Origin of the sequence: Hydrogenibacillus sp. N12 (genome assembly GCF_019645935.1) — a bacterium.
Classification (GTDB): Bacteria; Bacillota; Bacilli; order Thermicanales; family DSM-22653; genus Hydrogenibacillus; species Hydrogenibacillus schlegelii.
In genome coordinates this window covers 2,424,252-2,440,782 of sequence record NZ_CP080953.1, presented here as the reverse complement: position 1 = coordinate 2,440,782, position 16,531 = coordinate 2,424,252, and the positions used below count along the sequence as shown (strand labels likewise).

At 68.5% G+C, this 16,531-nt stretch carries 16 protein-coding genes; 13 read left to right on the top strand and 3 right to left on the bottom strand.

What is annotated here, in order from left to right:
• Nucleotides 1-145 precede the first annotated feature (145 nt).
• The gene (gene nagB / locus K2M58_RS11475) at nucleotides 146-874 is read left to right on the top strand and encodes a glucosamine-6-phosphate deaminase (protein ID WP_220677646.1); all 729 of its coding nucleotides are present in this window, start codon (nucleotides 146-148) and stop codon (nucleotides 872-874) included.
• A 131-nt stretch (nucleotides 875-1,005) separates the two neighbouring features.
• Complete coding sequence (locus tag K2M58_RS11470) at nucleotides 1,006-2,211, top strand: M15 family metallopeptidase (protein WP_220677645.1); 1,206 nt, start codon at nucleotides 1,006-1,008, stop codon at nucleotides 2,209-2,211.
• 93 nt (nucleotides 2,212-2,304) lie between these two features.
• Here K2M58_RS11470 and K2M58_RS11465 read toward each other — a convergent pair whose 3' ends face one another.
• Nucleotides 2,305-3,012: a peroxiredoxin gene (locus K2M58_RS11465; RefSeq protein ID WP_220677644.1), complete on the bottom strand. Its 708-nt coding sequence runs from the start codon at nucleotides 3,010-3,012 to the stop codon at nucleotides 2,305-2,307.
• Between the two features lie 189 nt (nucleotides 3,013-3,201).
• A complete protein-coding gene (locus tag K2M58_RS11460; protein WP_220677643.1) occupies nucleotides 3,202-4,317 on the bottom strand; it encodes an undecaprenyldiphospho-muramoylpentapeptide beta-N-acetylglucosaminyltransferase in 1,116 nt (371 codons plus the stop codon).
• 155 nt (nucleotides 4,318-4,472) lie between these two features.
• On the opposite strand from K2M58_RS11460, the gene K2M58_RS11455 reads away from it, so the two are divergent.
• The 5 genes from K2M58_RS11455 (at nucleotide 4,473) to K2M58_RS11435 (ending at nucleotide 9,809) form a co-directional block, all read left to right on the top strand.
• Nucleotides 4,473-4,877, top strand: a complete 405-nt coding sequence (locus tag K2M58_RS11455) for a metal-sensitive transcriptional regulator (protein WP_220677642.1) — start codon at nucleotides 4,473-4,475, stop codon at nucleotides 4,875-4,877.
• A gap of 45 nt (nucleotides 4,878-4,922) precedes the next feature.
• A complete protein-coding gene (locus tag K2M58_RS11450) occupies nucleotides 4,923-6,455 on the top strand; it encodes an HD domain-containing protein (RefSeq protein ID WP_220677641.1) in 1,533 nt (510 codons plus the stop codon).
• Nucleotides 6,456-6,529: 74 nt separating this feature from the next.
• Nucleotides 6,530-7,039, top strand: a complete 510-nt coding sequence (locus K2M58_RS11445; protein WP_066441273.1) for a hypothetical protein — start codon at nucleotides 6,530-6,532, stop codon at nucleotides 7,037-7,039.
• Nucleotides 7,040-7,210: 171 nt separating this feature from the next.
• Complete coding sequence (locus K2M58_RS11440) at nucleotides 7,211-8,977, top strand: 2-oxoacid:acceptor oxidoreductase subunit alpha (protein ID WP_252393477.1); 1,767 nt, start codon at nucleotides 7,211-7,213, stop codon at nucleotides 8,975-8,977.
• Nucleotides 8,946-9,809 (top strand): 2-oxoacid:ferredoxin oxidoreductase subunit beta, encoded by an 864-nt coding sequence (locus tag K2M58_RS11435; protein WP_066199183.1) that lies wholly within the window; start codon nucleotides 8,946-8,948, stop codon nucleotides 9,807-9,809. The genes K2M58_RS11440 and K2M58_RS11435 overlap by 32 nt, the downstream gene beginning before the upstream one ends.
• Nucleotides 9,810-9,902: 93 nt before the next feature.
• Here the strand turns inward: K2M58_RS11435 and K2M58_RS11430 are convergent, their stop codons facing one another.
• Nucleotides 9,903-10,250, bottom strand: a complete 348-nt coding sequence (locus K2M58_RS11430; RefSeq protein ID WP_220677639.1) for a hypothetical protein — start codon at nucleotides 10,248-10,250, stop codon at nucleotides 9,903-9,905.
• An 80-nt stretch (nucleotides 10,251-10,330) separates the two neighbouring features.
• On the opposite strand from K2M58_RS11430, the gene acpS reads away from it, so the two are divergent.
• The 6 genes from acpS to K2M58_RS11400 all read left to right on the top strand — a co-directional run bounded on the left by acpS (nucleotide 10,331) and on the right by K2M58_RS11400 (nucleotide 16,349).
• Entirely contained in the window at nucleotides 10,331-10,747 is a 417-nt protein-coding gene (gene acpS, locus K2M58_RS11425) for a holo-ACP synthase (protein ID WP_220677638.1), read from the top strand.
• A gap of 27 nt (nucleotides 10,748-10,774) precedes the next feature.
• On the top strand, nucleotides 10,775-11,794 hold the full coding sequence (locus K2M58_RS11420; RefSeq protein ID WP_220677637.1) for a LolA family protein: 1,020 nt from the start codon (nucleotides 10,775-10,777) through the stop codon (nucleotides 11,792-11,794).
• 90 nt (nucleotides 11,795-11,884) lie between these two features.
• Nucleotides 11,885-13,060 carry an alanine racemase gene (gene alr, locus K2M58_RS11415; protein ID WP_220677636.1) on the top strand — a complete coding sequence of 392 codons (1,176 nt, stop codon included), beginning with the start codon at nucleotides 11,885-11,887 and terminating at the stop codon, nucleotides 13,058-13,060.
• 196 nt (nucleotides 13,061-13,256) lie between these two features.
• Nucleotides 13,257-13,538 (top strand): CopG family ribbon-helix-helix protein, encoded by a 282-nt coding sequence (locus K2M58_RS11410; protein ID WP_252393476.1) that lies wholly within the window; start codon nucleotides 13,257-13,259, stop codon nucleotides 13,536-13,538.
• 2 nt (nucleotides 13,539-13,540) lie between these two features.
• Nucleotides 13,541-13,891 (top strand): type II toxin-antitoxin system PemK/MazF family toxin, encoded by a 351-nt coding sequence (locus K2M58_RS11405; RefSeq protein WP_066199199.1) that lies wholly within the window; start codon nucleotides 13,541-13,543, stop codon nucleotides 13,889-13,891.
• Nucleotides 13,892-14,030: 139 nt separating this feature from the next.
• Complete coding sequence (locus K2M58_RS11400; protein ID WP_220677635.1) at nucleotides 14,031-16,349, top strand: methyl-accepting chemotaxis protein; 2,319 nt, start codon at nucleotides 14,031-14,033, stop codon at nucleotides 16,347-16,349.
• Nucleotides 16,350-16,531: the final 182 nt, after the last annotated feature.

Here is a 16,531-nt window from a genome sequence, read left to right as displayed (position 1 = left end):
ACACACCGTTCGGGCCACCGGACCGCCGTCGGCGAGCTGCCGGGCCGCCCCTGGGCGGTCCGCCGGAACGAATCCCGGCGGGCTGCGGCGGCGCCGCCAGGGCGCGGGAAGGGGGCCGATTCTGGGACCCGGGGAGGAAACGGGGATGGAGTGGATCGTCGTCCGGGACTACGACGCGATGTCCGAGGAGGCTGCCCGGCGCATCATCGAACGGATGAAGGCCCAACCCGATCTTGTGCTGGGGCTCGCCACCGGATCGACTCCGGTCGGGACGTACCGGCGCCTCGTCGACGCGTTCCGGCGGGGTGAGATTTCGTTTGCCCGGGTTCGGACGGTGAACCTCGACGAGTACGTCGGCCTCGCGCCGGACCATCCGCAGAGCTACGCCCGCTTTATGCGGGAGCAGCTGTTCGATCATGTCGATCTGCCGGCGGACGCCTGGGACATCCCCCGGGGGACGGCCGCCGACCTCGAGGCGGAGTGCGCCCGTTATGAAGCGCACATCCGGGAACTCGGCGGCATCGATCTGCAGCTTCTCGGGATCGGCACGAACGGCCACATCGGCTTTAACGAACCGGGAACGCCGTTCGATGCCCGGACGCATGTCGTGGCGCTCACCGCCTCGACCCGGGAGGCGAACGCCCGCTTTTTCGAGCGGCCGGAAGACGTGCCGACCCACGCGGTGACGATGGGCCTCGGGACGATCCTCGAGGCGCGGGAGATCCTCCTGCTCGCGAGCGGGCCGTCGAAACGGGAGGCGATCCGGCGCCTGTATCACGAGGGGCCGTTGCCGGATCTTCCGGCGTCGGTGCTGAAGCATCATCCGCGCGTCACCGTCATCGTCGACGAAGCGGCGGCGACGGACATCCGCTGACGGCTCCGAGGCAAGCGGGCCGGCGGGCCGTCCCCGGAAAAGGGCGGCGCCAGGCGACGAAGGGCCGAGCCGGGCCGGGAAAGCGGAACCGGGATGGCGGCGGAAGGATCCGGACGGGCGGAGGTGAAAAAATGGGGCGGATGGCTGCGGTCGCCGTCGGCGCGCTGGCCGTGGCGCTGGCGGCGGCGTTCGTCGGGCTTAAGTTCGGCTTCGCTGACGGGATCGGGCGCTCCGGATCCGCTGTGGAGCCGCCGGGGCTCGGCGCCGGCGGGGCGGGGGCGGTCGCGGGCGGCGGGGCACCGGCGGCGCCGACTCCCCCCCGCCCGGGGGGGAGCGATGCCGCTTCGGGCTCTGAAGGCCCGGGAGCGGGCCGATCGGAGGGCTCCCCGTCTGCCCCGCCGGAGAGCGAGGCGCCGGATCCTGCCGGGAGCGGAACGGGAGCCGGCGGCGCGGGCCTCTCACCGGCGGGCGCGGCCGGGAGCGGCCCTTCGCCGGCAGGCGGGGCCGGGGCGGCGGATCCGTTCAAAGTTCCGGCAGCGGTGACCGAGGTGGCGGATCCCCTGTCGCTCCTCGTCCTGGTGAACAAGGCCCACCGGCTGCCGCCGGATTTTCGCCCGCCGGATCTCGTTCCGGTCGCCATCCCCTTCGACAAGCCGGAAGGCGACGAGGGGCGGCTCATGCGCCGGGAGGCGGCTCGGGCGATCGAGGCGCTCGTTAGGGCCGCCGAAGCGGACGGGATTCGCCTCATCGGCGTGTCGGCCTTTCGTTCGTATGAGCTGCAAAAGCAGATTTTCGAAGCCAACGTGCGGCGGAAAGGCGAGGCGGAAGCCTTGAAGGTCAGCGCTCCGCCGGGGATGAGCGAGCACCAGACGGGGCTCGCCATCGACGTCGCCGATCGTAGCCGCCGCTGCCTGCTCGAGCCGTGTTTTGGAGCGTCGGCGGCCGGCCGGTGGCTCCAGGCTCACGCGCCGACGTTCGGTTTCATCATCCGCTATCCCGAAGGCCAGGAATCGGTCACGGGGTACATGTACGAACCGTGGCATCTGCGCTACGTCGGCGTCGACGCCGCCCGGGCGATCGCGGAGCGGTACGGGACGCTGGAGGCGTATCTCGCCGCCCGGCCACCGGAGCGGGAGGTTTCGGCGCCGGCGGAGCGCCGGGCCGACGGTTCGGCGGAACCGCAGGCGGCCGGAACCGCGGGCTTCCAAGGCGGACCGCCGGAGCGCGGCGGGAGCGGTCCGCCGGAGCGACCGGCGGAAGGGCCGCCCGCGCGGCCGGCGGAAGGGCCGCCCGCGACGGGTCCCGCCGCGCCCGTGTCGGATCCCGCCGCACCGTAGCTTTCTTCCGGCCCTCGGTTCAGAAGAAAAACCCGCCCCAGGGCGGGCTTTTTTGCGCCGGAAAGCCTCCGGCTTGCGGGCGTCCGGTTCCGGTCAGCCGTCGCTCCGGCCGGTCGGCGGCCGGTAGCACATCCACCAGTCGTAGCACTGGATCTCGCCTTTTTTGAGCTGCTCCATCCGTTTCTGGATTTCGGCGACGGAGCCGGCCGGCGGGACGAAGACGTTGGCGCCGATCCACTCGTTGTGGGGCCAGTTGGCCGGCGTCGAGACGCGCTCTTCTTTGGCCACCCGGAGGGCTCGGACGGCCCGGACGATTTCGGGGATGTTTCGGCCGACGTTTTCCGGGTAGGAGAGGATGAGGCGGACGATGCCCTCATCGTCGACGATGAAGACGGCCCGGACCGTGCGGGGGCTCGCCTTCGGCAGCATGTTGAGCCGCCGGGCGACTTCGCCGAGGGGATCGGCGATGATCGGGAAGGTGATCGGGACGCCGAATTTCTGCTGAATCCATTCGACCCATTTCAGGTGGGCGTACACCTGATCGACGGAGAGGCCGATGAGCTCGGTGTTCATTTTCTGAAATTCCGGCAGGTGGCGCTGGAACGACAGAAATTCGGTCGTGCACACCGGCGTAAAATCCCCCGGGTGGCTGAAGAGGACGAACCACCGCCCCCGGTAGTGATCCGGCAGGGTGAGGGTGCCGTGGGTCGTCGCGACCGTCATCGCCGGAAACGGATCCCCGATGACGAGCGGGCGGGGGGGTTCTTCCGAGGCGGCGGTCGGGCGGGCGCTTTCGGCCATCCGCGTGTTCCCTCCTTTGTCGGTCGCCCCCGGCCCGTCTGACCGAAACCGGGCGCTCCCGATTGCGGGCGGGCCGGGCCATCGTCACGCTTTCAACCTATGCGAAGGAGCCCGGAAAGGTGCCCGACATCGCCGTCCCGTCGAGGGCCCGCCCGCGCAAAAATGCAAATGTCAACGCGGCGCGGCGGTTCAGTCGGGGGATGTCCCCCCGGCGTAGGCGGCGATGACGTCGGCCACGGCTTCCGACCGGGCGATGAGCCCGTCCCGCGCCTCGAGCAGGCGGCGGCGGATCGCCTCGGCCTCCGTTTCAAGCGCCGTGACGGCCTGAAGGAGCGCCTCCGGCGTCACCGCCTCGTCGGGGAGCACGCGGGCGAGCCCCCGCCGCTCGAAGGAGCGGGCGTTTTCGATCTGATCGCCGCGGCTTTGCGCCCGGGAAAGCGGGACGAGGAGCATCGGGATGCCGAGGGCCGCGAGTTCAAAGATCGTGTTGGCGCCGGCGCGGCTTACGGCGAGGTCGGCGGCGGCAAAGAGGTGGGGAAGCTCCTCGCGGGCAAAGGCGAACTGGCAGTAGCCCGGCCGCCGCAAGGACGGATCGTACCCTTGTTCGCCGGTCAGGTGGATGATGGCGTAGCGGGCGAGAAAATCGTCGAGGCGCGCCCGGAGCGCTTCGTTGAGCTTCCGGGCGCCGAGGCTTCCGCCGGTGACGAGGAGGACCGGTTTGGCCCGCCCGGACCGGGCCCGGTCCTCGGGGGACGAAAAGCCGCAGAGGCGGCGGCCTTCCTCCCGCCGGCCGTCAAAAAGCGCCTCCCGGACGACGCCGCCGACGAGGCGCACCCGCGGGTGCTTGAGGCGCGCTTTCGTCTCGGGAAAGGTGACGAGCACTTCCCGGACGAAGGGGAGCGCGATCCGGTTGGCGAGCCCCGGCGTGAGATCCGATTCGTGGGCGACGACCGGAAGGCCCCGAAGACGGGCGGCGAGGACGACCGGGACGGCGACAAAGCCGCCTTTGGAAAAAACGACGTCGGGCCGGAGGCGGCCGAGCAGCCGGGCGGCTTCGACGACGCCGACGGCGACGCGGAAGGGGTCTTTGAAGTTTTGCCAGTCGAAATAGCGCCGGAGCTTGCCGGTGGACACGGCGTAATACGGCACGTCGGGCGCGGCGGCGGCGAGGAGCCGGCGCTCGAGGCCGTCCCGCGAACCGATATAGGCGACGTCGATCCCCCGCGCCCGGAGGTGGGGGATGAGAGTGAGGTTCAGCATGACGTGCCCGGCGGTGCCGCCGCCGGTCAGGACCGCTTTCGGCATGAAGGCCCAAGGCTCCTTTCCGGATGTCCGGATCGAATTCTGGCTGGATGGCGCCTTCCATTATGCCATATTCGTTTTGTACGCGCCGCCGGCGCCTTGTATACCGGTGGGGAGCATGTTAGAATCGGGGAAAAGGCAAGCGGCGGGGGACTTCGATGGACGAACAGCGCAATCTGAACCCGCCCGTCGCGTCGACCGGCGCCGACCCCCGTCCCGACCGGGAGGCGCCGGAGGCCGGCGAGGCGGGGGCCATCACCTGCCATCTCCCGAGCGGCCGGCGGGGCAAGATCTCGCCGCAGCTTCGCCGGGATCTCGAGCGGCGGATGAACCGCATCGAAGGGCAGGTTCGGGGCATCAAAGGGATGATCGACGCCGGCGCGTACTGTGACGACATCCTGCATCAGATCACGGCGGTGCAAAACGCCCTGTCGGCGGTGGCCCGTCTTATCCTGGAGAGCCACATCCGGACGTGCGTCATTCCGCGCCTGAAGGAAGACGATCCGGACATCCTGGAGGAGTTTTTGCGGACGGTCCGGGCGATGATGCGGACCGGCGTCTAGGCGCGCCCTGCGGCGATCGGGCGCGGCGCGAAGCGGGAGGCCGCCATGAAGACCATTCGCGATCCGGTCCACAACCTGATCCAGTTCGACCTGAAGACGGAAGGCCTCATCGTCCGGCTGATCGACACGCCGGAGTTCCAGCGGCTCCATCACATCCGCCAGCTCGGCCTTTCGTTTTTCACCTATCCCGGGGCGACCCACACCCGCTTCAGCCACTCCATCGGCGTGGCCCACCTCATGAAGCGGTTCGTCGACCGGCTGCTCGCCGATGAGGGGGCGCGCCGGGCGGCGCCCGGCGGCGAGCGCCTGAAGGAAGATCGGCTGCTTGCCATGGCGGCGGCGCTTTTGCACGACATCGGCCACGGGCCGCTCTCTCACGCCATCGAGGCGGTGACGGGGGTCCACCACGAGGCGTGGAGCCGCCTCATCGTCACCGGCGGCACGGCCGTCACCCGCGCGCTCGAAGCCGAACGGCCGGGGCTTGCCCAGGAGGTCGCCGACGTCATCGGCCGCTCCCACGCCAACCGGGTGATCGTGAAGCTCCTATCCAGCCAGCTCGACGTCGACCGGACGGACTACCTCCTCCGGGATGCCCACATGACGGGCGCCCGCTACGGCGCCCTCGACCTGGAGTGGCTCATCCACTCCCTCCGCCTCGGCGTGTCGGTCCCTCGGGAGGGGAGCGTCGAGGCGGAAGTCGGCCTCGACCTGGAAAAGGGGCTCAGCATCGCGGAAGATTTCATGATGGCCCGCTTCTACATGTACCGCCACGTCTATCTGCACAAGACGACCCGGGCGGCGGAACTCATGGTCCAGCATCTGCTGCTGCGGGCGGCGGAACTCGCCGAGGCGGGGGCGCTTACGCTTCCGCCGGCGCTCGGGGCGGTGCTCGCCCTCCGGGCCCGCCGGGATCCGGAGCAGGCGGCGGAGGCGATCCTCGGGGCGTTCCTCTCTCTGACCGACGCGACGGTGTGGTCGGCGTTTTTCGACTGGCAGGAGCACCCCGACCCCGTCCTTCGGACGCTCAGCCGTCGCCTCGTCGCCCGGGACCTCTACAAAGCGCTTCCGCTTCCGGAAGGGGGCCTGCCGACGGATCGCCTCTACGAACTGCATGAGGAGGCGGCCGATCGCCTGCGGGCCCGGGGCCTCGCCGGGCCGGACGGCCGGCCGATTCCCGGCCGATATGCCCTCTTCCTCGACACCGAAGAGACGATCCCGTACAAAGATCCTTATCTTCTGCCGGCTGGCCGGAGGCCGGCGGCGGTCGGCGGTTCGAAAAAAGAAAGCGACGGTTCGGAAAAAGGCGGCGCCGGCGGGACGGCGGTCGGGGAGGTCCCGGCGCCGGCGGAGGACGATGCCCGGGCTCCGGGGGGCGAAAGCGCCGCGGCGCCGGCGGACGGCGACGCCGAGTCGATGGTCGCCGTCTGGATGATCGACCGGGAGGGCCGGGCGGTGGAGCTTTCCCGGGCTTCGGAGCTCATTCGTTTTCTCCGCGAGCACCGGCACGCCTACCGGCGGGTGTACGTCCCGCGGGAGATCCGGGAAGAGATGGCCGCGCGGCTTCGGGCGCTCCGTTAAAATAGGCCAAAAAACGGCGGCGCCGGCGCCCGGCCGGAAGACGCCGATATCACCGCGGGAAGGGGGGATCGGGGATGGTCGACGTGTTTCGCTCGACCCATGCCCTGCTCAAGATGCTGTCCATCGCGCCGATCGTCGGCCGGAAGAGACTTCAGAAGACGGTGCATCTTCTGAAAGTCTCCGGCGCGCCGTTTCCCTACCCCTTTCAGTACCATCACTTCGGGCCGTACGCCCACACGCTGCAGGAGGCGATCGATCGGCTCGTCGAAGACGGCCTCGTCGAAGAGCGGACGGGCCCGGACGGGTACGAATACCGCCTGACGGAGCGGGGGCGGTCGTTTTTGGCCCGGCTCGAGGCGGACGGGTACCGCTTTCCGATCGACGCCGAGCTCTACCGGTCGCTCATCGCCGAACCGGCGTCGTTTCTGGAGGTGCTCTCCACCTACGCCTATTTTCGCCAGGCGGGCCTTGCGCCGGAGGCGGCCGAGGCCAAAGTGGCCGCGCTCAAGCCCCACCTGGCCGCCCTCCTTCCGGCGGCGGCGGCAGCGTACGCCGCCCGCCTGGAAGGCCGCGCCGGCGGATGACCGCCGGCTTTTGATTTGCCCTCGCAGGGGAGCTGTTTTAAGGAAAGATGTATTTCTGTCATATTGCCCTTCTGCCGCCTTTCCTCTACAATAAACGTAGAAATGCAAAAGGTGTATCAAACACGGGCGCGATCTGTACTGATACACCGAACCGGAAAGGAGGCGGCGGGCGTGGAGACGATCCGCACCCTCGAGTGGAAGGTCGGCGGCCAGCAGGGCGAAGGCATCGACTCCACCGGGGAGATTTTTGCCCGGACGCTCTTTCGTTACGGCTACTACGTGACGACGTACAAGCAGTTCATGAGCCGGATCAAAGGCGGACACACGAACTACAAGCTTCGGGCGACGCCGTACCCGACGCAGCACGCCGGCGACTTCGTCGACATCTTGCTGGCCCTCGACGACGAGACGATTCCGGTCAACCGCCACGAGCTTCGGCCCGGCGCGATCGTCATCCAGGAAGGGAAGGAGACGGCGATTCGGGAAGAGGACGGGTATCTTCTTGCCGTCTTTCCGTTGAAAGCGATTGCAACGGAGCTCGGAAACCCCCTCGCAAAGAACATGATCGCCCTCGGCATGAGCGGCGCCCTCGTGTCGCTGCCGGTGGAAGAGTTTTACGCCTTCATCGAGAAGCAGTTTGAGAAAAAAGGGGAAAAAGTCATCGCCTCCAACAAGGCGGCGGTCGACAAAGGCTACGCCCTCGTCCGGGAGCACCTCGCCGATCGGATGAAGCGCCTCGAGCCGCTTCCGCGGTCGACCGAGCGGCTCTACATCTCCGGGAACGAAGCGACGGCGTTCGGCAGCTTCATGGCCGGCTGCCGCTTCCTCTCGGCGTACCCGATCACGCCGGCGTCGGAGATCATGGAGTGGATGGCGGCGCACCTTCCGGCGGTCGGCGGGACGATCCTCCAGGTGGAAGATGAGATCGCCGGGATCACCTTTGCCGTCGGGGCGGCGTACGCCGGCGCCCGGGCGATGACGTCGACGTCGGGCCCCGGGATGTCCCTGAAGACGGAAGCCCTCGGGATGGCGGCGATGAGCGAGACGCCGATCGTCATCGTCGACTCCCAGCGGGCGGGCCCGTCGACGGGGCTGCCGACGAAGCACGAGCAGAGCGACCTTTTCCACATGCTCTTCGCCACCCACGGCGAGATCCCGCGGATCGTCGTCTACCCATCGAGCATCGAGGACGCGTTCTACGTCGCCGCCGAAGCGTTCAATCTGGCGGAGCGGTATCAGACGCCGGTCATCCTCGCCCTCGACCTCGTCCTTTCGATGAACCGGACGACGATCCCGCGGATCGACGCGAAGCGGGTGCCGATCGACCGGGGGAAGATCGTCACGCCGGAGGAAGCGAAGAAGTACGGCGAGTTCATCTTCAAGCGCTACCGCTTCACCGAAGACGGCATCTCGCCGCGGGCGCTACCGGGCAACCCCTACGGCGTCCATACGGCAAGCTCGAACGAGCACGGCGAGGACGGCTACATCACGGAAGATCCGGTCATCCGGACGAAGATCATGCAGAAGCGGATGGAAAAGGTGAAGACGGCCCGCCTGAGCCGCCCGTTTTACGTCCAGGACGGCGAGGCGGACGTCATGCTCGTCGGCGTCGGTTCGGCCCGAGGCGTGATCGAGGAGGTCGCCCGGCGGCTTCGGGAAGACGACGGCGTGACCGTCGGCGGGCTCTTTATCCAGCAGCTGAAGCCGCTTCCGGTGGAAGAACTTCGGCCCTATCTCGCCGGCAAGCGGATGATCATCACGGTGGAAAACAACTACTCCGGTCAGCTCCTGCAGTGGCTCCGGCAGCATTTCCCGATTCACGACCGGTCGACGGCCATCACCCAGTACGACGGAAATCCGTTCCGGGTGACGCGGGTGGCCGGGGAAGTCAAGGAGGTGCTCGATCGTGTCCGTCGAGCTCAAGAAGCCCACGCTTAAAGATTACAAGGGCGACCAGCCGACGTGGTGCCCGGGCTGCGGCCATTTCAGCGTGATGGCCGGCCTGCAGCGGGCCCTCGTCAACCTCGGCCTCCACCCCCACGAGGTGATCATCGTCTCCGGCATCGGCTGCTCGAGCAAGCTGCCGGAGTACACCCGCGCCTACGGTTTCCACACGATCCACGGCCGGGCGCTTCCGGTCGCCCAGGGGGCGAAGCTGGCGGCGCCGGAGATGCACGTCATCGTCACCGGCGGCGACGGCGACGGCTACGGCATCGGCGCCGGGCACTTCGTCCACGCCGTCCGGCGAAACATGGACATCACTTACCTCGTCATGGACAACAGCATCTACGGCCTGACGAAGGGCCAGACGTCGCCGACGAGCCCCCACAACTTCGTCAGCAAGACGACCGTCAAGGGGAACAAAGAATACCCGATGGACGGGCTTTCGATCGCCCTCGCGAACGGGGCGACGTTCGTCGCCCAGGCCTTCTCCGGCGACGTGAAGCGCATGACGGAGATCATCGAGGCGGCGATCAAGCACAAGGGCTTTTCGCTCGTGAACGTCCTTTCGCCGTGCGTGACGTACAACAAGGTGAATACGTACGACTTCTACCGCGAGCACCTCGTCGACGTGCCGGAGCCGCTCCCGACGCGGGAGGAGGCGATCCGGGTCGTGAAGGAGCACGGCGGCCACGTTCACGGCATCCTCTACGTCGAAAAGCGGCCGGACTTCCAGACCCTCCTCGGCATCGACTGGAAGATGCGGGACATCGCCGCCGGTCCGATGGACGAGGCGACGATCCGGGAGATCGAAGCGGAGTTCATGTGAAACGAAGCGGGGCAAAGAGGGTCCGAGCGAGAAACGCAAAGCGCCGCGGCATGACGCTGCGGCGCTTTGCGTTTGGACGGCGGTTCGGCGATCTCAGCCGACGTACGTCGTCAAAAATTCCCCCTGGATGGCGTAGTAGAGGGTGTTCAGCTCGGCGATCTTCCGGGCGACGGCGCCGGCCCGCTCGAGCGCTTCGAAAAATGCCGCGTCGTCCGCCTCGCCCGCCGCTTCGGCCTCCCGAAAGAGGGCGAGGTAACGGGCCTCGAGGGCCCGGATGCGGTCCGGGATGAGGCCGCTCAGCTTTTCCAGCTCGAGGGCGAGGGCGTCTTTTTCCGCCGGGGTGAACGCCTCGAAGGGCTTTTTGAGCTGCGGGATCTTGAGGCCGAGGTCCGCGTCATCGACGAGCTCGAACGCCGCCTCCGGACGGTCGTGGGCTGCCATGGCCTGACTCCTTTTTTCGGTCGCGTTCTTTTTTATACACTCAGTATACCACACGGAAAAACTTCCGGGAGGGAAGGCGCGTGATCGTCGGCGTCGGCATCGATCTGGTCGACCAGGCCCGCCTCGCCCGCCTGCTCGAACGCCGTCCGCGCTTCATCGAGCGGGTGCTCACGCCGGCGGAACGGGCGGCGCTTCCGGCCGAGGGGCGGCGCCGGCTGGAGTTCGTCTCCGGCCGCTTTGCGGCCAAGGAAGCCCTGGCGAAGGCCCTCGGAACGGGCATCGGCGGGCGGTTTTCCTTTCAGGACATAAGCCTCCTTCCCGGCCCCGGCGGCCGTCCGGCGGTCCGGGTGGAGGGGGACCGGTTGAAGGCGGCGCTCGGCGCCCCGGGCGACGTCCGGATTCACGTCGCCATTTCCCATGAGCGTTCCCACACCGTCGCCGTGGCGATCGTCGAGCGGTGGTCTAGCGCCCCCCGCTTGGACATAGACATGGGATGACGAAGTCCTCGGGAAGGGGTGGAGCGCGTGGCCCGACGGTGGACGGCGCGCATGGTGTGGGCGCTTTTGGCCTTTCTGATGGTGCCGGGCATGCTCGCCGGATGCGGCGGCAAGAAAGACGCCGAGGGGGTGCTTCAGGACCTCGAGCGGAAGGCGAAGTCGATTCAGGGGTATCGGGCGGAAGGGACGCTCACCATCGCCACAGGCGCCCATCCGGTCGACTATGCCGTCGAAGTCAAGCATTTGAAGCCGGCGTACTACCGCGTGTCGCTTTCGAACGCCGCCGGCGGCATCCGGCAGGTGATCGTCAAAAACGACGACGGCGTCTTTGTCGTCACGCCCAACCTCGGGAAGACGTACCGCTTTCAGAGCCGCTGGCCGGAAAACCAGAGTCAGGTCTACCTCTTCGAGTCGCTCGTCCGGAGCATCGCCGCCGACGGCGCCCGCGTGTTCGAGGCGGCGGACGACGGCTACGTCTTCCGGGTGAAGGCCGAATATCAGAACCGCCTCCTTTCGACGCAGAAGATCTGGTTCGACAAGCGGACGCTCGCGCCGAAGCGGGTGGAAGTGCTTGACGCCGACGACCGCCCCCTCGTCGTGCTCGTCTTTTCCCGGTTCGAGTGGAATCCGCCGCTTAGGCCGGAGGATTTCAAGCCCGACGCCGCCGGAGAAAAGCCGTCTTCGTCGGCCGGTGAGACGGCTCCCGCCTCGGCCGGCGTCGAGTACCGGGAGCCCCTCTGGCGGCCGCCGGGGATGGAGCTCATCGGCGTGGAGAAAAAACCCGACGGGAGCTACACCCTCACCTACGGCGGGGCCTTTCGCCTCACGATCTCGGCCCAGCCGGCCCGGGCGGTGGAGGTCGTGGCGCCGAGCGGCGAGCCGGTGTGGCTTTCCGGCGGGGCGATCGGCGTCCTCACCCGGATCGGCGAGCTCACGACGCTCCGGGTGACCGCCGGCGGCGTCGACTACAAGCTCACGACGGTCGACCTGGCCCGGGAGGACCTCCTCCGGGTCGCCGAGTCGCTCCTCGCCCCCGCGGAAAAATAGCGGCCATCCGGCCCGCGGCCTCCTTGCCTCTTCTCCCCGATTCGCGGTAAGATGAAGGAACGAATGCCTTGCCGATGAGGAGAGAGGCCCGTGAGCCGGATCGCCTGCCGTTCGACGACGATCGTCCTCGACCTTTCGGCCCTCCGGCACAACCTGCAGACGATTCGCGCCCGCCTGCCGCAGGGGACCGGCGTCATCGCCGTGGTGAAGGACAACGCCTACGGCCACGGCGCCCGGGAGATCGCCGAGGCGGCCCTCAGGGCCGGGGCCGGAGCGCTGGCGGTGGCCACGGTCGGCGAGGCGCTGGAGCTTAGGGCGGCGGGGATCGGCGCGCCGGTGCTCGTCTTCGGCCCGTATGCGGCCTCGTGCGTCGCCGATGCCCAGGCGCAGGGGCTGACGCTCACCGTGTTTGACCGCCATCAGGTCGACCTCATCCGGCAGGGGCTCTCACCGCTCCTTCCGCCCCTTCGGGTGCACCTCAAGGTCGACACGGGAATGCGCCGCTACGGCTTTCGTTCGCCGGACGAGGCGGCGGACGCCGTCCGGGCTTTAAGAAGCCTCGGCCGGGTGGAGGTCGAAGGGCTCTACAGCCACTACGCCGCCGCCGACGATCTGGACGGCGACTCGGCGGACGGCCAGTTTGCCCGCTTTCAGGCGATGGCGGCCGCCCTCGGGGAGGCGGGGCTTTTGCCGCCGGTGCTCCATTTTTCCAACAGTGCGGCCGCCCTCCGCTATCCGGAGCGGAGCCTTTCGGCCGTCCGGCTCGGCATCGCCCTCTACGGCCTTTCGCCGGCGCCGGGCTTTTTGGAGCGCCTCGGGATCGCGCTCCGGCCGGTGCTCTCGCTACGCTCGTCGATCGCCCAGGTGGTCGACGTGCCGGCCGGCACGGCGGTGAGTTACGGCGGCTCGTACGTCGCCGACCGCCCCCGGCGCCTGGCGACGGTTCCGGTCGGGTACGGCGACGGGTACGATCGGCGGTTTTCGAACCGCGGCGAGGTGCTCGTCGGGGGGCGCCGGGTGCCGGTCGTCGGCCGGGTGACGATGGACGCGATCGTCGTCGACGTGACCGACGTGCCGCAGGCAGCGCCGGGGGAGGAGGTCGTCGTCATCGGCCGGCAGGGGTCGGAGGCGATCACCGCCGAGGCGCTGGCGGAAGCCCTCGGGACGATTCCGTATGAAGTGGTGACGCGGCTTTCCCGGCGGATTCCGCGGGTCGTCGTCGAGGGCGAAGCAGACGGACCCGCGGCCGGCGCGGTCGGGGCATAAAGCCGCCGCCGGCGCGGTCGGAGCGCAAGGCCGGCGCCGCGGCCGGGGCGGTCGGAGCGCCGCCGGCGGCCCGGCGCCCGCCCGGAGCCGGCGCGACACCGTTTGCGGCGGGGCCTGGCGTCTGGTACAATGCTACACAGCGGAAATCGACGCTCTTTCCGGCGCGGGGCCGGGGCGACGGGCGGAGGTGGATCGGTTGGGCAAAGAAGGCGCGGTCAAGCGGATCGTCGTGAGCGTTCCGCAGGACCTTCTGGCCGAGGTGGACGGCCTCGCCGAGCGGGAGCGGTCCAGCCGGAGCGCCTTCATCCGAGAGGCGATGCGGCACTACGTCTGGGAGAAGCGAAAGGAGCACTTAAGAGCCCGGATGGAAGCCGGCTATCAGGAGATGGCCCGGATCAACCTGGTCATGGCGGTGGAAGCGCAGCCGGCGGAAGAGGAAGCCGATCTCACCATTTTGCGCATGGTGAGCGGGGTGTAGGGATGATCGTCCGGCGCGGCGACGTCTTTTTTGCCAATCTTTCCCCCGTGGTCGGCTCCGAGCAGGGGGGCATGCGACCGGTCCTGGTCATTCAGAACGACATCGGCAACCGCTTTAGCCCGACGGTCATCGTCGCCGCCATCACCTCGCAGATCCAGAAGGCGAAGCTGCCGACGCACGTCGAGATCTCGGGCAAGGCCCACGGCCTCGATCGGGATTCGGTCATCCTCCTGGAGCAGATTCGCACGATCGACAAGCAGCGGCTCACGGACAAGATCACCCACCTCGACGACGAGGTGATGAGCCGCGTCAACGAAGCGCTCATGATCAGCCTCGGCCTGGTCGATTTCTGACCGACCGACTCCGGCGCCGGCCCGTCCGCTTCGGGGGTTCCCGAAGCGGTTTTTTGGTGTCGAGATCGTTCGAACGTCCTATAAAACGCCGGCCGAAAGATGTCGATAAACCCTTCCAGAGGGAAATGGAGGGACTGCGATGGGCGATCCGCAGAGCTTCGGCCGGCGCGTCGCCGCCATCGGGCGGCTGGTCGTTCGAACGTTCGTCGCTTGGCTCGGGCGCCTCGGGCCGGTCCTCGGTCGGGGCCTTCAGGCGGTGGGGGCTTCCGCTCGGCGCATGCTTCGGACGATGCAAGGCGCCGGGGCATCGGTCGGGCGGCGGGCGCCGGAGGACCGATCCGGCGGTGCCGGCGTCTCGCCGGGAGACCCGTTGGGGCCGGCGCGGTCGGCGCCTGGCGCCGTGCCGTTTTTCCGCTCGCTCCGGTTTCAGATCTTGGCCCGGTTTTTCATCGTCATCGTCTTCATCGCCATCGGGCTCCAGGCGGTGGTGACGCCGACCATCGCCGCCAAGCTGGAAGAGCGCATCATGGACCAGATGCGCTCCAAGGCGCAAAACACGCTGGCGCGCCTTTCGGCGTTTCACGATATGTTGCTCGATGAGATCAAGGCCGTCGCCCAGTCGTTCGGGAAAACCGAAAGCGAAAACGAGGCGATGCTCACCTTCCTCAACATCAAATCCGCCTCGAAGCAGCTCCGGGAGCTCGCCCTGATCGATCTGGACGGCCGGGTCGTCGCCCGCCTCGGGTTTTCCGCCGACGGGGAGAAGGTCGGCGACGGCGTGAGCTTCAAAAACGAACCCTTTTTCGAAGGCGGCCAGAACAAAGACGGCTACATCGGGCCCCTTGAGCCGAACAAGGCGATCCCGACGCTCTTTGAGATCAACTACGCCGCGCCGGCGCTCGATCTGTTCGACCGGGTGCGGTATGTGCTCGCGGCCAAGGTGAACATCCAGCTCCTCTGGCCGACGCTCCGGGGGCAGTCGGTCCAGGGGCAGACGGTCTTCCTCCTCACCCGCGACGGCCTCGTCGCCGCCGCCGACGACGAGCGGCTCTTGCAGGCGCAAATGTTCGACGCCGAAGGGACGGCGCTCCCCCGGGAGAAGTGGGACCTCGACTTTATTCGCAAGGACGGCGCCGTCGCCCATTACTTTGACCATAAGGCGGAAGCCGAGGCGGGAAAAGTCTTTACGCTGAGGACGAAAAACGCCTTCGGCGAACCGGTGCTCGCGGCGTACGCCGCGGACCCGACGCGGGGCTATGCCGTCTTCGTCGAAATGCCGGAGGCGCTCGCCTTAGGGCCGGTCCGGGACGTGTCGCGGCTCATGCTCATCGTCCTTCTCGCCGGCGTCGTCTTCCTCGTCCTCGGAGCGCTTTTGACGTCCCGATCGGTGACGCGGCCGGTGGCGCGCCTCCTTGAGGCGACGGAAGCGGTCGGCCGAGGGGATCTCACGGTGAAGATCGCCCTGACCCGGCAGGACGAGCTGGGGCGCCTCGCGGCGGCGTTCGACCGGATGGTGGGGGACCTCCGGTCGCTCGTCCGGGCGGTGCAGGCAAACGCCGCCGCTACGGAACAGACGGCGGAGCGCTTTCGGTCGGCGTTCGACGACGTCGCCGCCGCCACGGAACAGGTGGCGCAGACGATCGAGGAGATCGCCCGGGGCGCCGAGGAGCACGCCCAGATCGCCCAGAAGACGGACGAAAGCGTCCACGCCCTCGATCGCCACGGGGCGCTCGTCGCGGAACGGGTCGAGGCGATCCACCGGCGGGCGGAGCAGGCGATGGTGGCCCTCGCCCAAAGCGCCGCCGCCCTCGACGGCCTCGTCGCCGGCGTCGAGCGGGCGTCGGCGACGTCGGCGGAGCACGCCGAGGCGGTCCGGGCGCTCGCCGACAAGATGCGCTCGATCGTGAAGATCGCCGCGGCGGTCGGCGAGATCGCCTCCCGGACGAACCTCCTTGCCCTGAATGCGGCGATCGAGGCGGCCCGGGCCGGGGAGCACGGCCGCGGCTTTGCCGTCGTCGCCGCCGAGGTGCGGAAGCTCGCCGAATCGAGCGCCGAGTCGGCGCGGGAGATCGAAGCGATCGTCCGGGACGTTCTCCGGACGATGGAGGCGGTCGAACAGGCGATCACCGCCGGGGCGGCGGCGATCGCCCGGGAGGGCGAAGGCGCCCGGGCGGCCCGGGACACGTTCTCCGGACTCGAAGCGCTCATGCAGGAGGTCGAGCAGGCGGTCGGCGAGATCGTCCGGGCGGTCGAAGAAGAAAAAGCCCTCATCCGCGCGCTCGCCGAAGAAGCGCAGACGGCGGCCGCCCTCGCCGAGGAGACGTCCGCCGGCGCCGAAGAGGTGGCCGCCTCCTCCGAGGAGACGAGCGCGACGATCGGCGACCTGAAAAAGACGCTGGAGGAACTGGTCGACGCGACCCGATCGCTCCGGGAGCGGGTCGAGCGCTTTCGGGTGTAAGAAAGCCAAACGGGATCGACGGGGCGGTCTTGCCGGACGGCGGGCCGCTCTTTTTTCGTCCGGGCGGGCCGCTCTTTTTTCTTCCGGCCGCGCCGCCGGCCGGCCGTTTTCTCCGGCCCGAAGTTGCGGTATGATGGGCGGGAAAGGAGGGTTCTGCGTTGGGCGGTGAGGCGGTGACGCGC

What these genes read in the sequence shown, in the direction of transcription:
- nagB (WP_220677646.1), top strand. Translation starts at nt 146, where the DNA reads ATGGAGTGGATCGTCGTCCGGGACTACGACGCGATGTCCGAGGAGGCT.
- K2M58_RS11470 (WP_220677645.1), top strand. Translation starts at nt 1,006, where the DNA reads ATGGGGCGGATGGCTGCGGTCGCCGTCGGCGCGCTGGCCGTGGCGCTG.
- K2M58_RS11465 (WP_220677644.1), bottom strand. Translation starts at nt 3,012, where the DNA reads ATGGCCGAAAGCGCCCGCCCGACCGCCGCCTCGGAAGAACCCCCCCGC.
- K2M58_RS11460 (WP_220677643.1), bottom strand. Translation starts at nt 4,317, where the DNA reads ATGCCGAAAGCGGTCCTGACCGGCGGCGGCACCGCCGGGCACGTCATG.
- K2M58_RS11455 (WP_220677642.1), top strand. Translation starts at nt 4,473, where the DNA reads ATGGACGAACAGCGCAATCTGAACCCGCCCGTCGCGTCGACCGGCGCC.
- K2M58_RS11450 (WP_220677641.1), top strand. Translation starts at nt 4,923, where the DNA reads ATGAAGACCATTCGCGATCCGGTCCACAACCTGATCCAGTTCGACCTG.
- K2M58_RS11445 (WP_066441273.1), top strand. Translation starts at nt 6,530, where the DNA reads ATGGTCGACGTGTTTCGCTCGACCCATGCCCTGCTCAAGATGCTGTCC.
- K2M58_RS11430 (WP_220677639.1), bottom strand. Translation starts at nt 10,250, where the DNA reads ATGGCAGCCCACGACCGTCCGGAGGCGGCGTTCGAGCTCGTCGATGAC.
- K2M58_RS11405 (WP_066199199.1), top strand. Translation starts at nt 13,541, where the DNA reads ATGATCGTCCGGCGCGGCGACGTCTTTTTTGCCAATCTTTCCCCCGTG.
- K2M58_RS11400 (WP_220677635.1), top strand. Translation starts at nt 14,031, where the DNA reads ATGGGCGATCCGCAGAGCTTCGGCCGGCGCGTCGCCGCCATCGGGCGG.